Origin of the sequence: Achromobacter sp., from assembly GCF_032102605.1 — a bacterium.
Classification (GTDB): domain Bacteria; phylum Pseudomonadota; class Gammaproteobacteria; order Burkholderiales; family Burkholderiaceae_B; genus Achromobacter.
This window is the reverse complement of record NZ_DAMDGT010000010.1, coordinates 35,260-54,379: the sequence shown is the minus strand read 5'-3', so window position 1 is coordinate 54,379 and position 19,120 is coordinate 35,260. Positions and strand designations below refer to the sequence as shown.

Annotated in this window: 23 protein-coding genes, 1 tRNA gene and 1 pseudogene; 6 read left to right on the top strand and 19 right to left on the bottom strand. The window is 62.4% G+C overall.

All coding sequences use genetic code 11. The features are described from left to right. Positions 1–58 precede the first annotated feature (58 nt). From RT614_RS21415 to RT614_RS21395, 5 genes are all read left to right on the top strand, one after another. Complete coding sequence (locus RT614_RS21415; RefSeq protein ID WP_056315724.1) at positions 59–601, top strand: phosphoribosyltransferase; 543 nt, start codon at positions 59–61, stop codon at positions 599–601. 337 nt (positions 602–938) lie between these two features. Next, complete coding sequence (gene rpsU / locus RT614_RS21410) at positions 939–1,151, top strand: 30S ribosomal protein S21 (protein WP_006218592.1); 213 nt, start codon at positions 939–941, stop codon at positions 1,149–1,151. Positions 1,152–1,170: 19 nt separating this feature from the next. Beyond that, positions 1,171–3,249, top strand: coding sequence for a DNA primase (gene dnaG / locus RT614_RS21405; RefSeq protein WP_313624135.1), 2,079 nt, complete (start codon positions 1,171–1,173; stop codon positions 3,247–3,249). 791 nt (positions 3,250–4,040) lie between these two features. Next, positions 4,041–6,308 (top strand): RNA polymerase sigma factor RpoD, encoded by a 2,268-nt coding sequence (gene rpoD, locus RT614_RS21400; protein ID WP_313624134.1) that lies wholly within the window; start codon positions 4,041–4,043, stop codon positions 6,306–6,308. Positions 6,309–6,316: 8 nt separating this feature from the next. Beyond that, positions 6,317–6,395, top strand: a tRNA-Ile gene (locus RT614_RS21395). Positions 6,396–6,421: 26 nt separating this feature from the next. Here the strand turns inward: RT614_RS21395 and RT614_RS21390 are convergent. From RT614_RS21390 to RT614_RS21365, 7 genes and pseudogenes are all read right to left on the bottom strand, one after another. Beyond that, positions 6,422–7,417 (bottom strand): site-specific integrase, encoded by a 996-nt coding sequence (locus RT614_RS21390; RefSeq protein WP_313624133.1) that lies wholly within the window; start codon positions 7,415–7,417, stop codon positions 6,422–6,424. A gap of 14 nt (positions 7,418–7,431) precedes the next feature. Continuing rightward, positions 7,432–7,566 (bottom strand): annotated as a pseudogene (locus tag RT614_RS29110) (helix-turn-helix domain-containing protein); the annotation flags it as partial. 137 nt (positions 7,567–7,703) lie between these two features. Then, entirely contained in the window at positions 7,704–8,924 is a 1,221-nt protein-coding gene (locus tag RT614_RS21385) for a DUF3850 domain-containing protein (RefSeq protein ID WP_313624132.1), read from the bottom strand. Further along, complete coding sequence (locus RT614_RS21380) at positions 8,921–9,496, bottom strand: hypothetical protein (protein ID WP_313624131.1); 576 nt, start codon at positions 9,494–9,496, stop codon at positions 8,921–8,923. The genes RT614_RS21385 and RT614_RS21380 overlap by 4 nt, the downstream gene beginning before the upstream one ends. Further along, complete coding sequence (locus RT614_RS21375) at positions 9,496–9,777, bottom strand: hypothetical protein (RefSeq protein ID WP_313624130.1); 282 nt, start codon at positions 9,775–9,777, stop codon at positions 9,496–9,498. Before RT614_RS21375 ends, RT614_RS21380 begins: the two co-directional genes overlap by 1 nt. Further along, positions 9,774–10,418, bottom strand: a complete 645-nt coding sequence (locus RT614_RS21370) for a hypothetical protein (RefSeq protein WP_313624129.1) — start codon at positions 10,416–10,418, stop codon at positions 9,774–9,776. The genes RT614_RS21375 and RT614_RS21370 overlap by 4 nt, the downstream gene beginning before the upstream one ends. A gap of 1 nt (position 10,419) precedes the next feature. Next, entirely contained in the window at positions 10,420–10,554 is a 135-nt protein-coding gene (locus RT614_RS21365; RefSeq protein ID WP_313624127.1) for a hypothetical protein, read from the bottom strand. A 55-nt stretch (positions 10,555–10,609) separates the two neighbouring features. On the opposite strand from RT614_RS21365, the gene RT614_RS21360 reads away from it, so the two are divergent. Further along, positions 10,610–10,843 carry a hypothetical protein gene (locus RT614_RS21360; RefSeq protein ID WP_313624126.1) on the top strand — a complete coding sequence of 78 codons (234 nt, stop codon included), beginning with the start codon at positions 10,610–10,612 and terminating at the stop codon, positions 10,841–10,843. A gap of 13 nt (positions 10,844–10,856) precedes the next feature. Here RT614_RS21360 and ssb read toward each other — a convergent pair whose 3' ends face one another. From ssb to RT614_RS21300, 12 genes are all read right to left on the bottom strand, one after another. Next, on the bottom strand, positions 10,857–11,363 hold the full coding sequence (ssb, locus tag RT614_RS21355) for a single-stranded DNA-binding protein (protein WP_313624125.1): 507 nt from the start codon (positions 11,361–11,363) through the stop codon (positions 10,857–10,859). Beyond that, positions 11,363–12,034: a hypothetical protein gene (locus tag RT614_RS21350; protein ID WP_313624124.1), complete on the bottom strand. Its 672-nt coding sequence runs from the start codon at positions 12,032–12,034 to the stop codon at positions 11,363–11,365. Before RT614_RS21350 ends, ssb begins: the two co-directional genes overlap by 1 nt. Further along, positions 12,027–12,860, bottom strand: coding sequence for a hypothetical protein (locus tag RT614_RS21345; protein ID WP_313624123.1), 834 nt, complete (start codon positions 12,858–12,860; stop codon positions 12,027–12,029). The genes RT614_RS21350 and RT614_RS21345 overlap by 8 nt, the downstream gene beginning before the upstream one ends. A gap of 7 nt (positions 12,861–12,867) precedes the next feature. Continuing rightward, complete coding sequence (locus RT614_RS21340; RefSeq protein WP_313624122.1) at positions 12,868–13,965, bottom strand: hypothetical protein; 1,098 nt, start codon at positions 13,963–13,965, stop codon at positions 12,868–12,870. Between the two features lies 1 nt (position 13,966). Next, positions 13,967–14,119 (bottom strand): hypothetical protein, encoded by a 153-nt coding sequence (locus tag RT614_RS21335; RefSeq protein ID WP_313624121.1) that lies wholly within the window; start codon positions 14,117–14,119, stop codon positions 13,967–13,969. Between the two features lies 1 nt (position 14,120). Further along, positions 14,121–14,597 carry a hypothetical protein gene (locus RT614_RS21330; protein WP_313624120.1) on the bottom strand — a complete coding sequence of 159 codons (477 nt, stop codon included), beginning with the start codon at positions 14,595–14,597 and terminating at the stop codon, positions 14,121–14,123. A 103-nt stretch (positions 14,598–14,700) separates the two neighbouring features. After that, complete coding sequence (locus tag RT614_RS21325; RefSeq protein ID WP_313624119.1) at positions 14,701–15,069, bottom strand: hypothetical protein; 369 nt, start codon at positions 15,067–15,069, stop codon at positions 14,701–14,703. Positions 15,070–15,072: 3 nt separating this feature from the next. Beyond that, positions 15,073–15,465, bottom strand: coding sequence for a hypothetical protein (locus tag RT614_RS21320; RefSeq protein WP_313624118.1), 393 nt, complete (start codon positions 15,463–15,465; stop codon positions 15,073–15,075). Positions 15,466–15,504: 39 nt separating this feature from the next. After that, entirely contained in the window at positions 15,505–16,152 is a 648-nt protein-coding gene (locus RT614_RS21315; protein WP_313624117.1) for a hypothetical protein, read from the bottom strand. Positions 16,153–16,230: 78 nt separating this feature from the next. Next, positions 16,231–16,641, bottom strand: a complete 411-nt coding sequence (locus RT614_RS21310) for a hypothetical protein (protein ID WP_313624116.1) — start codon at positions 16,639–16,641, stop codon at positions 16,231–16,233. Between the two features lie 405 nt (positions 16,642–17,046). After that, complete coding sequence (locus RT614_RS21305; RefSeq protein WP_313624115.1) at positions 17,047–17,841, bottom strand: OB-fold protein; 795 nt, start codon at positions 17,839–17,841, stop codon at positions 17,047–17,049. 100 nt (positions 17,842–17,941) lie between these two features. Beyond that, positions 17,942–19,045 (bottom strand): S24 family peptidase, encoded by a 1,104-nt coding sequence (locus RT614_RS21300; protein WP_313624114.1) that lies wholly within the window; start codon positions 19,043–19,045, stop codon positions 17,942–17,944. Positions 19,046–19,120 lie beyond the last annotated feature (75 nt).

The window sequence follows — 19,120 nt, the reverse complement described above, 5'->3', positions numbered from 1 at the left end:
CGCCGCCGGTCATACCGGCGGCGGCCTTTTCGTATTTTTGTGCAGGAGATGCTTGCCTATGAGCACGCCGACCAGTGACGATAGCCATCTATGGGTAACGTGGGACGATTACAACCGCTTGATCGAGCGCCTTACTTTGCAGGTGCACCAATCGGGCTGGAAATTTGACAAGATTCTTTGCCTGGCGCGCGGCGGTATGCGCGTGGGCGACGTCATGTCCCGTATTTTTGACGTGCCGCTGGGCATTCTTGCCACCAGCAGCTATCGCGAGGCGGCGGGCACGAAGCAGGGCGACATGGATATCGCCCAGTTCATCACCATTACCCGCGGAACCTTGTCCGGCCGGGTGTTGCTGGTGGACGACATGGTGGATACCGGCAAGACCTTCAACAAGGTGTTCGACCACTTGAAGAGCCAGTTCGCCGACATCACCGAATTGCGTAGCGCTGTGCTGTGGTGGAAGGGTCATTCCCTGGCAACGCCCGACTACTATGTCGAGAAGCTGCCGACCAACCCGTGGATTCACCAGCCGTTCGAAGATTACGACAGCTTGCGTCCTCATCAGCTGGAAGCCTGGATCCGCAAGGGCTCCCAAAGCTGAGGCGCTGACTGGAAGGGCGGTCGCCGATGGTCGGGATGCCCTTTCGGTAGTCAAAATGGCCATGACCATGCTAGAATCGCTGGTTATCGCTAAACCGAACTTGGCTTGTTACTCTCTGGGTAGTCTTTGGGTAACGGAAACAGCCAGCTCAAACCTGGGCGCACGCATGCCCGGGTTGCGCTTACAAGGTTCCTAGTTCGCGGTACTTGCCTATTGGTGGTTCGCAGTCTTATCGCCTGAGGCCGTCTTCGCGTACCTGGATCCGCGCAGCGTTGCTGGAAAAGCAAGCCAGGTTTGTCATCAACTTTTGTTACCCTACAAGCAGGCCAATTACTTTATGCCTATCGTTCGACTGAAGGAAAACGAACCGTTTGAAGCCGCTCTGCGCCGCTTCAAGCGCACCATCGAAAAGACCGGTTTGCTCACCGAACTGCGCTCGCGCGAGTTCTACGAGAAGCCCACCGCCGAGCGCAAGCGCAAGCATGCCGCCGCCGTGAAGCGTCACTACAAGCGCATCCGTAGCCAACAACTGCCCCCGCGCCTGTATTGATTTTTGATTCCCGAATCTATTGATTCCAGAATCATTCATCCAGGATCTACTCGCCCGAGTCGACGTCGTCGATGTAGTCGGGCGATATGTGCAGTTGCGAAAGGGTGGGGCCAACTTGCTTGGCCTGTGCCCCTTTCATAACGAAAAAAGTCCCTCGTTCACTGTCAGCCCCACCAAACAGTTCTATCACTGTTTCGGCTGTGGAGCACATGGCAGCGCCATCACCTTTCTGATGGAACACACGGGCACCAGTTTCCCCGAAGCCGTGCGTACGCTCGCGGCTTCGGCGGGAATGACGGTCCCCGAAGAAAACCGCAGTCCTCGCCAGCAGCAGGAATCCGCGCGCCGCAAGGCCGAGGAATCCCGTCACACGCAAGTGCTGGACGCCGCACAGGCGCACTACCTCAAGCAATTGCGTGCGTCGCCCGCAGCCGTCCGCTACCTGAAGCAGCGCGGCCTCACGGGTGAGATCGCGGCGCACTTCGGCCTGGGGTGGTCTGGTACGGATCGGCACGGCCTCACCCAGGTGTTCCCCAATTACGAAGATCCCACCCTGGTGGAGTCCGGGCTGGTCATCGAGTCCGAAGATGGCCGGCGCTACGACCGCTTCCGCGAACGGATCATGTTTCCGATTCGCAACGCGCGAGGCAGTCTCATCGGATTCGGCGGCCGCATCATCGGCAAGGGCGAACCCAAGTACCTGAACTCCCCCGAGACGCCCCTGTTCTCCAAAGGGCAGGAGCTCTACGGCCTTTGGGAGGCCCGGCAAGCCATCCGCCAGGAAGGTCAGATCATTGTCGTCGAAGGCTACATGGATGTGGTCGGGCTGGCGCAGCAGGGAATCGCGAACGCCGTTGCGACGCTCGGTACCGCTACCACGCCGGACCACGTAAAGAAGCTTTTGCGCGCAAGCGACAAAGTCATCTTCAGCTTTGATGGCGATGGCGCCGGGCGGCGAGCGGCGTGGCGCGCCTTGCAGGCGTGTCTGCCGGTGCTCAGGGACGACATCGCAATTCGCTTCCTGTTCCTGCCGTCCGAGCACGACCCCGATTCGTATGTGCGCGAGCTGGGATCCGAGGCGTTCCGGGCCTGCCTGGGCGAAGCGGTGGCGTTGTCCCGTTTCCTGTTGGACGAACTTGCTTCGCGCCACAACATGAACGAGGCCGAGGGCCGCGCCAGTTGCCTGCACGAGGCCAAGCCGCTTCTGGCGGCAATTCCCGAATGCGCGCTACGCGTGCAGATCGAGCGGGAAATGGCCAAGTTGGTGCAGTTGACCCCCGAGGAAATGGCCCAGGTGCTGGCGCAACAGCCGGCCAAGCCATTTGCCGCCGGTCCCCGGCCGGCGCCCGGCATGGGTAACTCGGGGGCTCCCGCGGGCTCGGCGTCCGGCTCCGATGGCGGTCCGCCGGACATGGGCTATGACGGCGGCCACGAATTCCACGACATTCCGGCGGATGACTCGGAGTTCATCGACTACGGCCAGTTTGCCTCGCAAGGCGACGAGCCCGCAGGCCTCGAGGGCGGCTGGCAGCAGGACGGCAAGCCGCAATGGAAAGGCAAGAGCGATTGGAAGGGGAAGGGCGACTGGAAAGGGAAGGGTGACTGGAAGGGAGGCAAGGGCAACTGGAAGGGTCGTCGCGACAACGATGTGGGCGGCTTCGAAGGGCGCCGGACCATGCCATCGCTGGCGAAACGGCTGCTTGGGCTGTTGCTGGCGCACCCCGAGCTGGTGGACTCCATGGGAGACCAGCAGCTTGAAGTCATCGACCATGGCCCCCATCTAGGTCTTGTAAGGGATCTGATCATGCTGGCCCAGGCCAGTGGCGCCCGTCACGTTGGCGCGCTGCTGGAAGCCGCGGAGCCGGATTCCGACCTGGCGACCGTACTCAAGGGCCTTCGGGCCGACATTCTGTCGCAAGAAGATCTGCCAGATCCCCAGACGGAATGGGACGACGCGTTGCGCCGCATCGAATTCGATTCCGCGAAATCCGAGATGACCAAGCTGGCTGCTGCCGGCTTGGCGTCAGAGGAGGCGCGCAAGCGCTATCTCGAGTTATCTAGTCGGATGACCATATTGAAAGGTGCCGGCATACGCTAAATGCGTTAAAATCAAAGGTTTTCCGCTCATGCGGGGCCTTGAATTTTGCCGCCACAAACCCGATATGGGCGTGTAGCACAGCAGCGGCGCCGATTGTTGCGTGATGGATGCCGGGAGTTGCCCAATGTATGCTTGATTGGTGCGATTTCCGACACAGCGATGCAGAGTGTTGAAAATATGTAGTGTGGTGATCGGACTTTATTTCCGCGGAATCCAATCTGCGGAATCTATTCCGGATGCTGGAATCTAATAGTTATTGTGCCATTTTGACGAGGGCGGTTTGTACGCCCGAAGTACCCCGAGCGACGGCTTTAAGGCAGTCGCGCCGAACAGGGACAGGGCCAGAAGGTGGCCCTTTATCGCAACGGCTTCAAAAAGACGGGACGCGTGCGTCAATTTTGTTACATAGTTAATTAATATAGCTGAGCGGTGAATCAGGCAGTTCAGCGGCGGTAGTTTCCGCGTGGCGTTAGTGGTCGGGTGCTGTGTACACGTAGCTGCTTGGGGCAATGGCCCGGTAAGCAAGCAAAGCCTATTTATAGGCAGGCAGCCCCCCCCGATGTCCGGAACCCGTCGATGAATGAGGTCATGCACGTCAGGCGCCAAAACGGTACTGCACCGGGACGACGCCAAGCGGGCTCGCAAGAGCTGGCGCTGCGAACAACGCAGCCGCGTGAACTCCGCCGATTCACCAGATTTACCCGTATTCCACGTTGCGCTGGGCCTTCGTCCAGCGGGGCGTCATGCGGTGCAACATGCCCAAACGGGTTGCGACGACCACGGAAGCGACTATGACCAAATCCACCGGCAAATCCTCCTCTGCAATTGATGCGGCTGAAACCAAGGCTGACGCGCCCAAGCGCGTCGTCAGCATGGCTGCGGAAAAAGCGCCCGCCAAGACGGCGGTGAAGGTCGCCAAGCCCGCTGCCAAGACGGCCGCCAAAAAAGTGGCCAAGACGGCTGCTGCCGCGGACAAGCCTGAAAAGGTGACGAAGGCCCGCGCCAAGAAGGCCGAAGACAAACTCGCCGACCTGGTTGGCAGCGCACGTCCCGTCCCGAGCGGACGCCGCCCCGGCCGCCCCGCCAAGAACGCCAACAACGACTCCGACGGCTTCGACGACTCGATGGACGGTGAAGGCGAGGTCCTGCCGGACCTGAAGCCGCCCAAGCGCGGCGGCAAGCGCGGCAAGGCGGATCCCAAGGATCTGATCGCCCGCGGTCCTGTCACGCCCGAAGAATACGAAGCTCGCCGCAACCGCCTGAAGCAGCTGATCAAGCTGGGCAAGGACCGCGGCTATCTGACGTATGGCGAAATCAACGATCATCTGCCCGACGATCTGGTCGACGCCGAAGCCATCGACGGCATCATCAGCACCTTCAGCGACATGGGTATCGCGGTCTACGACCAGGCGCCCGACGCAGAAACTCTGCTGATGAGCGAAAACGCGCCGGTCGCGTCCAACGACGACGACGTCGAAGACGAAGCCGAAGCTGCGCTGACCACCGTCGATTCCGATTTCGGCCGCACCACCGATCCCGTCCGCATGTACATGCGCGAAATGGGCTCGGTCGAGCTGCTGACCCGCGAAGGCGAAATCGAGATCGCCAAGCGCATCGAAGACGGCCTGAAGCACATGGTCATGGCCATTTCGGCGTGCCCGACCACCATCAACGAAATCCTGGCCCATATCTTGCGCGTGCGTGAAGGCCAGGCCCAGATCGACGAGGTCGTGGACGGCTTGGTGGATCCGGAAGACGGCGAAGAATACGCCGGCGCCGGCGTCACCGCCGACGAAGACGAAAGCGACGACGGCCCCGCGGGCGGCATGTCCAGCAAGCAGCTGGAAGACTTGCGCGTGAAGGCCCTGGCCAAGTTCGACGAAGTCGGCAAGCAATTCGACAAGATGCGCCTGTCGTACGAGAAAGACGGCTACAAGTCGGACATCTACGTGCGCGCCCAGGAATCCATCCAGAATGAACTGATGGGCATCCGCTTTACCGCCAAGATGGTTGAAAAGCTGGCCGACACGCTGCGCAACCAGGTTGAAGAAGTCCGCCAACTCGAGCGCGCTGTCCTGCACACGTGTGTGGACCGGGCCGGCATGCCGCGCCTGCACTTCATCAAGGTGTTCCCGGGCAACGAGACCAATCTGCAGTGGGTCGTCGACGAAGTGGCCGCCGGCCATCCGTACGCCGAAACGCTCGAGCGCCAGATCCCCGCAGTGCAGGAACTGCAGCAAAAGCTCATCGACCTGCAAACGCGCGTCGTGCTGCCGCTGAAGGACCTGAAGGACGTCAACAAGCGCATGGCCACTGGCGAAGCCAAGGCCCGCAAGGCCAAGCGCGAAATGACCGAAGCCAACCTGCGCCTCGTGATCTCCATCGCCAAGAAGTACACGAACCGCGGCCTGCAGTTCCTGGACCTGATCCAGGAAGGCAACATCGGCCTGATGAAGGCCGTCGACAAGTTCGAATACCGTCGCGGCTACAAGTTCTCGACCTACGCAACGTGGTGGATCCGTCAAGCCATCACGCGTTCCATCGCCGACCAGGCTCGCACCATCCGTATCCCGGTTCACATGATCGAAACGATCAACAAGATGAACCGCATCAGCCGCCAGATCCTGCAGGAAACTGGCGCTGAGCCGGATCCCGCGACCCTGGCGCAGAAGATGGACATGCCCGAGGACAAGATCCGCAAGATCCTGAAGATCGCCAAGGAACCGATCTCCATGGAAACGCCGATCGGTGACGACGACGATTCGCACCTGGGCGATTTCATCGAAGACACGTCCACCCTGGCGCCTTCGGACGCCGCATTGCATGGCTCCATGCGCGATGTGGTCAAGGAAGTGCTAGACTCTCTCACCCCGCGTGAAGCCAAGGTCCTGCGCATGCGTTTCGGCATCGAAATGAGCACCGACCAGACCCTGGAAGAAGTGGGCAAGCAGTTCGACGTCACACGCGAGCGCATCCGCCAAATAGAGGCTAAAGCGCTGCGCAAGCTGCGTCACCCCAGCCGTGCAGACAAGCTGAAGAGCTTCCTGGAAGGGCAGTAAGTTTTCCTGGGCCTCTAGCTCATGCCTGGTTAGAGCAGCGGACTCATAATCCGTTGGTGCCGAGTTCGACTCTCGGGGGGCCTACCAAGTAAAGACGCGGGTTTGCATGAGATTCATGCAACCCGCGTTTTCTTTTGTGTGGGGGATTTTTTGCCAATCTGGCCGAGCGCCGTTTTGATGGCATCGGTCGCTAGGTGCGCGTAGCGTTTGGTGCTCGCCGCCGACTTGTGGCCCAGCACCGCGCCCACGGTGTACAGATCGACCTTCGCATTGATCATCTCGCTGGCTGCGCTGTGCCGCAGGTCATGAAAGCGTAGGTGGTCCATTCCTACGGCGATCGCCGCAGCCTTGAACTCCTTGGACACGTTCCACTTGTTGCGCGGGGAGGCCTTGGCAGCCGCCCGGATCTTAGGGTGCATCGGGACGTGTCTTGGTTCTCCGTTCTTCGTATCGGCCAGGACAAACATCCCATCCAGACGCTGCGCCCCAAGGATTTCGCTCAGGCGCATTCCGCTGTAGAAGGCAATGCGGATAGCAGCGCGGGCGCGCCGACACTTGCAGGCCCGGGCGATGGCCAGCATCTCAGCGCGGTTGACGAAGTGCCTACGCTCGTTCCTGACCTCAGGGGCTATCACCCGCTCAGCCGGGTCGCGGTCGTGCATCCCGTGACGCTTCCACCCCCATCGGCAGGCGCTGGTGAGGTATCGGATCCGGTTGCGCTTGGTGGCGGGGGCCAGAGGCTCGCCGGTGAGCTCGTTTAAGGCCTTTTCTGCATAATCCCGGCATACATCGTGCAGCGAGCCCATAGGCTTGCCCTGGTATGCCCACATCATTTGGGCCAGCTCGCGGACGATGGTGTCACCGGACTTCAGATCAGGAATGCGCTCCTTCAGGTAGACGGCAACCGCGTCTTCAATCAGGAACTGTGGGCGCTGGACACCAGTTGCAAGCGCGTAGAGGCGGGCCGACTCTTGGCGGTCGTAGGCGTCAGCTTGGGCTTTACTCCATGACTTTGGAAGAGCTTTTCGAGCGCGGACCCGCTGCCCTTCAATGAGACGGTCGAACTCAAAGACGAGGCAACCGCGCGCTTTGTCTCGGTAAATCGACATGATTGCAGGTACTCGAATAGGTCTTCGGGCGAGAACAGGATTCGACGCCCGACGCGGTGGCAGGGGATAGGGCCGCCCGGGGCGGCCAAATCGTAGACGGTTCGGGGGGAGACCCCCAGTTGTCGGGCGGCCTCAGGGACAGAAAGCATATCGCCTCCAAAACGAAGCCCGCGCTAGGCGGGCTGTATCCAGTGCTTCTTTGTGGTGTCCAGCAGGCGCTGGATTGCTTCATTCACTGCGGCGTTGCTCCGTTGATGAGTCATAGGAGCGGTGTGTGCGCGATACATTACGCATCCGCGCCTCCGTCGTTGTGCTGCTTGGGGAACTCCGGACGCGGCATCCAGTGCGTCGGCTCGATGTGGGCAAATTCCTGATGGGAGTAAACGAGGCACGTCCAGCCGAATTGCTCCGTCCAGTAGCCCACGTTTACGTGCGGCGCGTAGACCTTGCCGTCCTTCTTCAGGCCGCCGAACAGCAGGATCACGTCGTCCTTAGGGGCCGTGTCGATCGGCTGCCACGGGCCGTTCTTCTGCGCGACAGTTCCGGTGCACTCGTTCCGATGGTCCGCCGCATGCGGGCAGCGCTTGTCCCCGCAGATGCCGCACAGGATCATGCGCATTTCCACGCTATGCGGGCGGCAGGTCGCGCAGTTGCAGCCCTTCTGCGCTCCCGGTTGCGCGGACAGGGCGGCGCTCGGCTGACGGCACCATTCAGCGCCAGCGAGAAACCCCTCGTGCGCGGAGTGAACATAAATCTTGTCGTTCGGGTGATTCGTGACCCAATGCGTGAAGGCCTGGAAGCTGCCCGGAACCCCTCGGTCCAGGTCTGGACGAATGTGGTCTTCCGATGCCGTTATTCCGGCATCGCGCACCGCCTCGCTGGCCTGGGGCGCGGCATAGAGCGGTATTAGTTTGTCGCGCCTCAGATTGTCTTGATCGGGCTTAGTGGTGAACACCGTGTAGGGGCGGGATGGAGTGTTGAATGCCCACGCCACCGGCTGCGCCTCCCCGGCTACAGGGGCGCTTGCCCCGCCAGCGTGCGGCAGGTCGAACGACAGGCAGCACCAGCCATCCGCAAGCCCGTAGCCCGTCAGTACATGGCTGACGAACCGCTGGCACTCGCGCCCGGTGTACACCAGCGGCGCGCCAGCACGCATTTCCGCACCCGTGAACCGCGTTTCGCGCAGGCCCAGCACGTCGCCAACGGCATAACCTCGGTCGTTCAATCGGATTTCAAAGGTCTTCGCGCCGGACAGGACCGCCTGAAAAACTTTCGGGTCGGTCTTGAGAAGATGGTATTGACGGCCCGGCGCAGTCTGCTCTGCGGCCCGCTCATCGGCTACAGGGGCGCGCAGCTTGGACAGCGTGGCGACGGCACCAGCTGCAACGTATTCGTGTGGCCCGGCATCGGTTAGACCTTGCTCACGGGCGCGCCGGATCGCATCCTTGAAGCAGGCGATCATTTCGTCACCCGTCAGCAGGGGCTGCGTGGCGTTGTTCTCGTTCATGCTGCAATCCTTTTCTCAATGCGGCAGCGCCGCGCAACCTCGACCAGCCACGCGGCCAGCTCGGGGGGGGTATGCTCGCGCTCTGCCTTGGTGATGTGCGGGCGGTAGTCTTGGCGCTTGCGGGACTGAACGACATGGGTTGCTTCGCCCAGTACCAAAGGGACAGGCGGCATATCCGAGGGCCCCACGCCCACGATGTAGAACCATGTCGCTTTCTCGGCCTTATGGCCCCACCACATCTGCGGTGCGGCGAAGGTCCAGCCGCCGTACTGGTCTCTGGCGCCGCCAGGGCGCGGCAGCATCTGGGCGGACCAGAGAGTGCTGCCTGCCGGGTGTTCCAACACGCCGCCGAACTCGCGCACAAGGGCCACGGCCAGGCGCGCAAGGTTCATTTCGTCCGGGCGCGGATTGGCAAAGGCCCGCAGACGACCCCACGCACGGCACGGAGGATGCGCGACTATCGGCATGCCGCCCTGGAACGTCCGGGCGTCACGGTCGATGTCGTAGACGTCCACATCGGGCAGCGCTTTGTAGGTGCTGTCCTGGCGGGCGAACAACACGGCAACGTCCATCACGCCTCTCCCTGCTGCGGGACCTGGACGGCAACAAACGACGGCTCGTATTCAACATTTACTTCCCATCGCCCAATCTCGGGGCCGGTGAACCCGTCGAATATGGCGAACGTCAGCGGCCAGTTCGCCTCGAAGCCGTCATGATTGCGGAAGTAGTCTTCGGCGCATGCCTCGGCTTCCTCCTCGTCGATATCATCTGCAGACGAGCGTTGAACGAACTCCGGGGCCAAAGTGCGGCTACCCAGGCCAGACTGCGGCCAGACTCGTGCATAGAACCTCATGCTGCATCTCCTTTGTGCGGGACCTGGGCGGCGAGGGCGGCATTCTTCGCCTCAAGCACGGCCGCAGCTTCGGCGTAGACGTCCGCGAGCCAGCGCATCGGAGCGCCCATGTAGTCTTGCGTGTAGGCGATACGGCAGCGATTTTCTCTGGCGCGCATCTCCGCTGCGCTCAATTTCAGGTTGTCCGTCACAATGCGGCGGCGCATTTCACATGCCATCCAGTCCTGGCGCTCGTCCTGCGCATCCCCAGGCGCTGAAGAAGTGGAACCAGGGGCGGCGGGCAGCGGTCGTCGCAGCGCCTTCATGGCTTCGTACAGGAGCAGGGTGGTGGAGTCCTGGCGGACATTCACGGCGAGGAACTTTTCAATGCGGCTCGCCACGTCGGCCGGGCTGCCATACTCATGCGCTTGTCTGGCGAGCGTTGAAGGTGCAGGAATTGGCCACTTAACGTAATCGGCAATGCCAGGGATGTCCTGAAACGCGATCCGAAAGCCGCGCCCTTCGCATTCCTCGCATTCCTCCTTGAACTCCTGCACGTCGGATTTGCGCTCGGCAACCTGGCGCTCGACAAAGACATGGCCGGAGCCGTCGCAGTGGTCGCAGGTCAGTTCCCAGTCGCGGGATTCGTTCTTATCAGACATTTCAGGCTCCGGAGAAATAGGGGTACAGGAAGCACGCCGCGATGCCGGCGGCGGCCAGGGTGATCAGGGCGCCGATGCACAGCACGCGGCGCTGGAAGGCCCGGTCCTCCGGGCTGTCGGTCGGGTCGGCGGTCATGTCAACTCCGCAGCGGTGGGGTACGATTTCCAATCCAAAAAAAATGGAGAGGCTTATGGAACAGGAATGGAAGGTAGTTGCCAGGGGCACCAGCGAGGGCTGGTCCTATACCGTGGAAGTTCAAGAATGTGATGGCGGGCTTGTCACCCGAATCACGCCGGGGAACCAGTCGTTCCGGCTGCTCGATGGAACCTTCACCACCCTTGATCAGGCCTTGTCCGCTGCGAAGGTGGTTGCTGAAGAAGCCATCCGCGGGCTCCGCAAGGCCGAGGGCTACCGGCCTGAATAGCGACAGGTAGGAACTAGAACGGGATGTCGTCGTCCATGTCGGCCAGGTTGGCAGCCGGCGTCGGCTGAGGCGCGGAGCCGCTACGCTGGTCGGCGTACTCGTTGCGCCGCGGCGCCGGACGTTGCGCCGGCGCGCGCTGCTGGCGCGGTGCGTCGTCGTAACCGCCGCTGCCGCCGCCCTCATCGCGGCCGCCCAGCATCTGCATCTGGTCCGCGATGACTTCGGTGCTGTAGCGATCGGCGCCGGTGTCCTTGTCTTGCCACTTGCGCGTCTTCAGGCGGCCTTCGATGTAGACCGAGCGGCCCTTCTTCAAGTACTCGCCGGCGATCTCCGCCAGGCGGCTGTACATGACGACTCGATGCCATTCAGTTTCGTCCCGCTTCTCGCCGCTCGCCTTGTCCTTCCAGGACGACGTGGTGGCGACGGACAGATTGCAGATGGCGGCACCGTCGGGGTTGTAGCGCACTTCGGGATCTCGCCCCAGATTCCCCACCAGGATGATTTTGTTGACGCTGGCCATTACGCGGCTTCCTTGAGCAATTGGGGGTGGATCTGGTCGAAGTCCTGGATCACCTCGGCGAAATACTCGCGCGCGGCCTTGACCTTGGTGACCATCTCGCGTTCCTTGTCGAAATCGCGCTCGATGATCCAGGACGTCAGGCGCTGGTGTTCCGGGATGTGCGACACCAGGTGCATCTGGATCGGCTCGAAGCCAATCAGACGCTCGGGCGTGTCCACCAGCGCATAGTTCACTTCCCACTGGTCGGCGTCCCACAGCATCATGTAGCCGCGCATCTGCCATTCGTAGCCGCTGTCGATCGCGTCGACGAGCCAGCCCGGGAACGTCTTCGCGGACCACGACGATTTCAGGTCGTGCCCGCGGCGGGCGCCGGCGTCATAGAGGTCGCATTCACCGGTGATCCAGTCGTTGGTGCGGCGCTCGGCGTTCTTCACCAGGGACAGGCCGCGGACGCGGTTCAGCAAGGCGATGGACTGATCTTCGACTTCCAGGCCCTTCTGGGTTTCCTTGCTGGAGAATTCGAAGTCGATGCCCAGGATTTTCTGCTGGGCCAGTTCTCGGATATAGGTCTTGGCGCCGACCGACAGGATCTCACCGGCCTTGATTGCGGCGGCGGTGGGGTTGGCCATCAGCTTGCCGATGCTCGAGCAGCGAAATTTGATATCACGCATTGCTATCTCCTTGAGGTTGCTTGATTTCTGCGCCGCGCTTTTGCACCGCCGCGGCGAACAGCTTGTATCCATCCTGGTCGCGAGCGCCCTGGAACACCTTCACGCCGGCCTTCATGGTGGCGCGCAGTTCGTCTTCGTTGGCCGCTGCCTGTGCCTTGGTGACCCATTCGGTGCGGACTTCCTGCATGTGCGTTTCACGCTCATCCTCGGCCAGGTGCCGGACCAGCTCGGCGTCCAGGTCTTCCAGGTCCTGGCTGAACATGTCGCTGGCGGCGGTGACGTTCAGGACCATGGCGATCTTGGCGCGCTTGCAGGCCATCTTCAGCACCGTGTTGGCGAGGTCGGCCGGCTCGGTTCGGATCTGCTGGACGGTGTAATGGCCGCCCGACTTGCGCCCATACTTCGTGCGCTTCATGTCGGCCGGCGTGCCTTCGAATTCCGCGTCGCAGACCGCCTTGCGCCAGCGATACTTCTCTTCGTCGGTGGACGCCTCGCCCAGACCTGACCCCAGAGCGACGCCCGTGGCCTGGTGGCGGCCGATGCACTTCACGCGATAGCGGACGGCGCCGGCCGTGGAGAGGTCCACGATTTCGTACTCGTCGGCGATGCGGAAGGTCATGCACAGCACTTCGGCGCCGGGCTTCAGCAACGTGGGCTTCTCGCCGGCGCCCGGGATAGCGCCGTAGTGCACGTTCGGCTTCATCACCGAGCGCATGACTTCCTGCACGGCGATCACGTGGCGCGTGACATCTGCCACCGAACTGCGGCCGTCCTGCTGCGGGACAATTCCAGCCTGTCGGGCTGGCGCTTCGATAACGTCGTTCATGGCGTCCTCAGTAGGTGATGCGGATGTTGGGGATCAGGCCCTTGGCGATCAGCGTGATCACCTTCTTGGCGCAGTCCTCGGGTATGGCGCCCTTGACGAACGCATCCAAGGCGGCGCGGTTGACGCTGGTCTTGTGGGCGATGTCGGCTTCGCGGCGCTGGGCTTCAGCGGCCTCCGCGGCTTGTTCGTCAGCGATGCGCTGGCGTTCGGCAGCGGCGGCCCGGTCGGCGGCCTCTTTCGCGCGCTGCTCGGCCTGGGCGGCTGCCTCGCGCTCACGTGCGGCGGCGGCTTGGCGATCAAGCTCGGCCTGTTGTTCCGACGCGATCCGACGCTGGTCGGCCAGTTCGGCGTTCAGGCGGGCCGTCTCGGCGGCAGCCAGCGCATCAGCCTCACGGCGCGCGGCGGCGTCGCGCTCGGCCCGGGCCCGCTCGTTGGCTTCCCGCTGGGCCTTCTCGGCGGCTTCGCGGGCGATGCGCTCTTCGCGCTCCTTCTGCTCGCGCGCTGCTTCGGCGGCGCGGAAGCGGGCCAGCTCGGCCTGCTTGGCGTCGTACTTCTCGCGGGCGGCCAGACGGTTGCGCAGGCCGGCCAGCGCCTTGTCTTTGGTTCGCGCTGCTTCCGGTTCGAACTCTTCCCATTCCGGGCCGATGGCGACCGCTTCGGCCGCCGCGATGGCGGCGCGAATGGACTCGACCGTTTCGCCGCAGTCGGCAGCCAGCCCGGCCATGCCCTCGATCGCGTCCTTGTGTCGCTGGATGCGCTCATCTTCGGCTTGCTCCCAGGCGGTGAGCGGCGCGCGGACCTCTTCTTTCAACGCATCCAGCAGATCCCGCATTCGCTTGCGCTCCGCGTCGATCTTCTTGGGCACTTCCTTCAGCTCGGCAACCAACTCCTTGCCGATATCGTCCAGCGCGACTTTGGCCTTGCCGACCTTGTGGGCCCGACTGGCGATCGCGTCGCGGCCTTTCTTGGTCGTCAGGTCCGGCGCATGGCCGGTGACTTCCGCGCGGATCTTGTCCAGCCAGGGATCCAGGCCGCCGGCCTTGGAATAGACGTCCAGGGCGGTTTCCGCCGGCGGCAGCTCGGCAAGTTGGGTTGCTTCGGTCATGTCAGTCCTTCGCGGCGACTGCGGTCTTGCCGCAGCCTTCGCAGGCGGTGAGGGTGGGAGCCGGCTCGTCCAGCAGGCCGGCGAGGGAAAAGGCGATGGTCATCGCCAGGGCCATGACGATTCCTTCCCAGTGGGTGCGGATCTGGTTTCTCATGTCAGCCTCCCATGTCACGGTCCATGAGGTCCTGCAGATCCTCGTCGTCTTCGCGGAGGCGCTGAGCCAGATATTCGGCTGGGCTCATGTGCGGGAATGCTGCGCGGGGCAGGCCAGCGTTGAGCTTCGGTTGCTCTCCCTTGGCCTTGGCGATGGCGACGCGTGCGACAGCTACCGCTTCTTGCACGCGCGGCCCGCGCTGGTAGGCAACGTCCATATCAAGCAAGGCCTCCAAAGCTGTCAGCAGATCGTCGCGTTGGTCCAGCAGGCTCAGCACGTTGGCCGGGCTTGCCGCCGCGATGTGCCTGGCGTACGCCTTGCCAACAGGCCGCGACAGGCCGGTGATGCACAAATCCTTGCCAGCCCAGTCTTCCGTCTCCGGGATATGGACAGTCGTGTTGCTGCGGCCCCAGAACATGCGGGGCACTTGCTGTGCGGCTTCGCGCAGCTGATCCGCAACGGTTCTATGTGTCGTCATGCTTTGCTCCAGGAATCGCGGCGGGCGTGCGCGCGCATCAGCGCATCGCCAGCACGGCCGATCAGGTAAAGGGCGGCGCACAGGCCAAGAAGAGCGGCGGCGGTCATTTGCGGCGCGCCGGCAGTTCGAAGGACACGTCAAGCTGGCGCTCGGGGTCCTCGATCGCTTCGGCCAGCGTCTCGACGTAGTGCGCGCTGGCGTCGTCCATGAACTTGCTGAACAGCTCGCCGATCCGGCCGAACGTGTCGCCCACCGCATAGGCCTTGGCCACCGCGTCGAAGGCTTCGACCAGGTGGGGATCGCCGATGCTGTCCTCGTACACAGCGCGTGCCACGGGCGTGCGGTTGGGGTCGGCTACGGCGTAGGTGATGACCTCGAGCATGCAGCCGCGCAGCGCGGCGCGCACGTCGCCGGCCAGGTCCATGCGCAGTTCCTGCGCGGGAGAAATTCGGAAATTGGGAAGGGCGCCCATGGCTCAGTTCCTCGACTCGTTCTCATAGGCCGCAGCCATGACACCGGCGCGCGGCGCGGCGGGCATGCGGCGGGCCGCCAGCAGGCGGACGTAGTAATCCGGGATCAGCGCCGCGCGCAGCGCCATGAAGTCCGTGCCCACATCGCAGGCCACGCGCAACGCGGCGCGGGCGGCAGGGCTGACCGGCGCGCTGTAGCGGTCGCCGAACCAGAACCGGCGCTCCTTGAACAGCGCGTCTTGGGCGCTGCGGCGGTTCGCCGGGTTCACGCGGTACCCAGGCTGGCGGTCCCGCGAGTAGTCGCGCACCATGGCGCGCAGCTTCGACACGTTCAGCAGGTATTCCCGGCCAACTGCGCCGATACGCGCGGCGCGGCGTTTGATGCGGTTCTCGTTCATGGAAGTCTCCAGGCCCCGGCGGCCGGGGAAGGTTGGGGGTTACTCGTCTTTCTCGTCAGCCGTCCAGCCCTTTACCTCCCGGGCGAAACGGGTCCACCGCTGCTGCTCTTGCTCGGTCATGTCGCGCCAGGGCGGCGCAATGTCGGACTGCACGACTGCACCCGCGCGCAGCGTGTACGTTCCGCAGTTGCTGCCCAGGTCCTCGTCTGCGTAGGTGACGCGGATCTCCGCGTCCGGGAAGCGCTGCGACACGGCTTGGAACACCGGCTTGGGGCAGCTCCAGGCCGTGTCGAAAGATGCTTCGCTTTGGTCCTCGGAGACGCTGCTGTCGCACGCATTCCATTTGGTGCCCCACGTGGCGCGGGCAAAATCCATCTGGTTCAGGAACCCGCATTTGCGGTGGTTGCGCAGCATTTGGATGAACTGCTCAAAGTCCTCGTCGTGCAGATCGGATAACTTCGCCCTGGAACGATTAGATGCTTCCAGCGATGCGATCAAAGGATTCTGATGGAGCGGAACACCAGCAACGATTTCGGCCATTTCTTCGGCCCGCAGGGATATGGTGTCCCACGGAAACTCGCCGGGGAACGGCGCGGCTAGGGAGAAGTCCACGTGACCCTCTGCGTTGACCATGGCCTTGATAACTTCCGGGCTGGTGCAGATCTTGTTGGTGACCCAATTCGGCATTGCTGTTCTCCCAAGTCGTTCACCGGGTGGTGAGGATTCATTCGTCAGCCGGCGCTCGATGAACGGGCTGACGGGCTGTCACTTCACAAGGCCTTGCAGCGCTTTCCCGCTGCCGCGGAAGTCGATATCCGGGATGATTTGCTGCGGCTTGAAGGTGACGCGGTAGTGATAGGCGCTGGCCTTGACCGCTTCCAGCTGCTCGGCAAAGAAGGTCACGTTGTCGGACAGACCGAGAAAGTGCTTCTTGTATTCGCCGGGGCCGGTCATGCAGATGACGTGCAGCGTCTTGCCGGTCGAACTGGTGTCAATCGAACATCGGCCCTCGACGGTCAGCATGTACTGGTCGGTGATGCCGTTGTAGAAAACGATGCGGCGGTTCACTTCGAAGTTGTCCGCAGCCTTGGACAGGTTGCGGCTGGCGACTCGGGCGTCATCGTCGCAAGCTGCGAGCATGGCGACCAGCGGCAGCAGGACTAGGAGCTTCTTCATCAATTCCTCCAGGTTCATGAAAAGCCCAGCACTCGGTGAATGGGGCTTCAGATGAAATCTGGGGCAACGCTCCCCTGGCTACTCCCGCTCATCGCGGCTCCAGGTGGGGCGCTGCCTCTTCAATCCCGTGCACGCCCTATGCGATCCCCACTTGGGATCAAGGCGTGTCGGTGATAGCCCCCGGTCTATTCATTCAGGCGTGGGGGATTGCCACCTGCGCTTACCGGCCTTTCGGCTTTAGGCGTATTCCATGGCTTGCTGGTTGTTAAAGAGCGGGCCTCGTTGCTGCGTGATGAGGCGATGAATCAATTAAACACGATGTTTAATTGTTGTGTCAACACCATGTTTATTTCTGGGCAAAAAAAAGCCCGCTTGAGGCGGGCAGGGGTTTGAAACGGGAAGGCCTTAGGTTGGCATATCGATGCCTGCGGCCTTGAGGGTGGCGACCCCCTCGGTGAGCTTCTGAGAGAAATCCTTCCCGCTTGTGATACGAGAAATCGCCTTCATGCAGGCGTCGCCCTCCTTGGTGCATTCGGATGGCTTGAGCGCGCCGCTGATTGCTACCACAGCGGCTACGACTTGCGCGGCAGACGCGTTGGTGCGGGCGTTGCTCAGGAGTATGTCGGTCTGCCGCGTGAGCTTGGTAACTTCAGCTTTGGCAACCGCGTCAGCCGGCGCGCAGTCCTTCAGCATGGCAGTTCCGAGAGTGGCGCCGTTCCCAACGCACACCAATCGAACCGCCTGGCCGCGTTGAGCAGCCGCGGCGTAGTCGACTGCGTCTTTGCGTATCGCGGCCTGAGGAGCATCCATTCCCGGGCCAAGTACAAAGTAGGGTGAACCGCCGATTCCTGAATGGATCCGCTCGATCTTGCCAGACACCAACAACTGCTTGCCTTTGTAGGTCTTGTCGGCGGCGACCTCGTTTGCCTTGTACGCCTTGGCAAGTGACGCGCTCGACACATTTACCGTTCCAATGCGGGCGCCAATCAGGGAGTCCGAACCGCTGGCGAAGTTCTTCGCTTCGTCGTTGAGGAGCGTCTTGAAAACCGCGTATTCCTGAACGGAGAGTTGGTACTTGTGCGACTTCCCAGCAGAGAACTCGCTGACTTGGCGCTCCTGGGCGCTGGCTGGGAAAGACCAGGTTGCAGCCAACATGGCAGCTGCGGCCAAACCGAGGATCGAATTCTTATAGGTGGACACCTCTATCACTCCCTGTGCGGTTATCGTGCGCAGATTGTACGTTGCCCAATGAAAAAGCCACCCGGAGGTGACTGATTTCCTGACGAAAAGAAAATGCGGCTTATCGTTGGCGCGCCCACTGGCCGGCCTCATCATCCCGCAGCCGCGCACCCGCCCAGACCACTTGGCCGAGCACGCGCACGGGCGTCCCGTTCTCAAGCGGAATGTCGTAGTACGCCGGGTTGAACGAACGCGCTACCCAACGCCCAGTCAACTTGTCCCTGACCACGGTTTTCACCAGCATCTTGCCGTCGTAGTTGATGGCGTAGACGCCGCCAGTGGCCACGTCTTGCAGCGTCAGGTTCTCATTGGGAACGACGAGTAGGGCGGCGCCGTCTCGAATGACTGGCTCCATGCTGTCGCCTTTTGCATACACCACGCGCGCCTTCCCGTTATCGGCGCCGACCGCCTTCAGGAACGAGCGGCGGAATTGGATCATGCCGGTCTGGTCTTCGCTATGGTTCTCGATGCCGTCGCCGGCGGCCAGGCGCACCTCGGCCAGTTCTGGCACCTTCTCGAATCTGTCATTGGCGGCGTGCGGTTCACCCGGCCCGGCGTTTGCAGTGACGCCCGTCTGAGTGCTGATCCTGATCTTCGGGTTGCGCTCTGCTTCGAATGTCGTTGTGCCACCTTCCCAGGGCGCCGGCGGCAAGCCCGCGATGCGCATCGGGAAGGGATCGTCGGCATGGTCCATGTCAACCAGACCGCCGGGCTTGTGTGAGCGCATCGGTATGACCGTGGCGGGCGGCGCCGGCCGCGGTGACACCTGTATCCCAAGCTTCATTTGAGCGATTGCGAGCGCAATGGCTCCCTCGAGCGCATTGAGCTGCGACTCGGGTAGTGCCCGCAACTGGTCCTCAGGGATCGTGCGGAAGGGCCACGGCTGCGCCTTCGCCGCTTCCGGCTCGGCCAATGCCTTGGCGGGCGCGGACGTCGTGAACATTGCGCCTTCGCCTGTCATCACCCAGGTGGCATTGACTCCCAAGACGTTCTGGGCAGCCAGCATGCCTTCTTTCGAGGGGCCGCGGCGCTCCCAGTTGTTGACGTTCTGCTGGGCGACGTTCAACAGGCGCGCCAGATTTGCTTGCTCCGGGCCGCTCATGAGCATCCCCGAGGCCCGTGCGGCCTCGTAGATCCTCGCCATCTGTTCGTGCATTTGCTTCATAGGGCGATTGTTGCCGGGATAAACGTGTTGTTGATACACGCCGTGTTGACCTGACGATTAAACATGGTGTTTAAT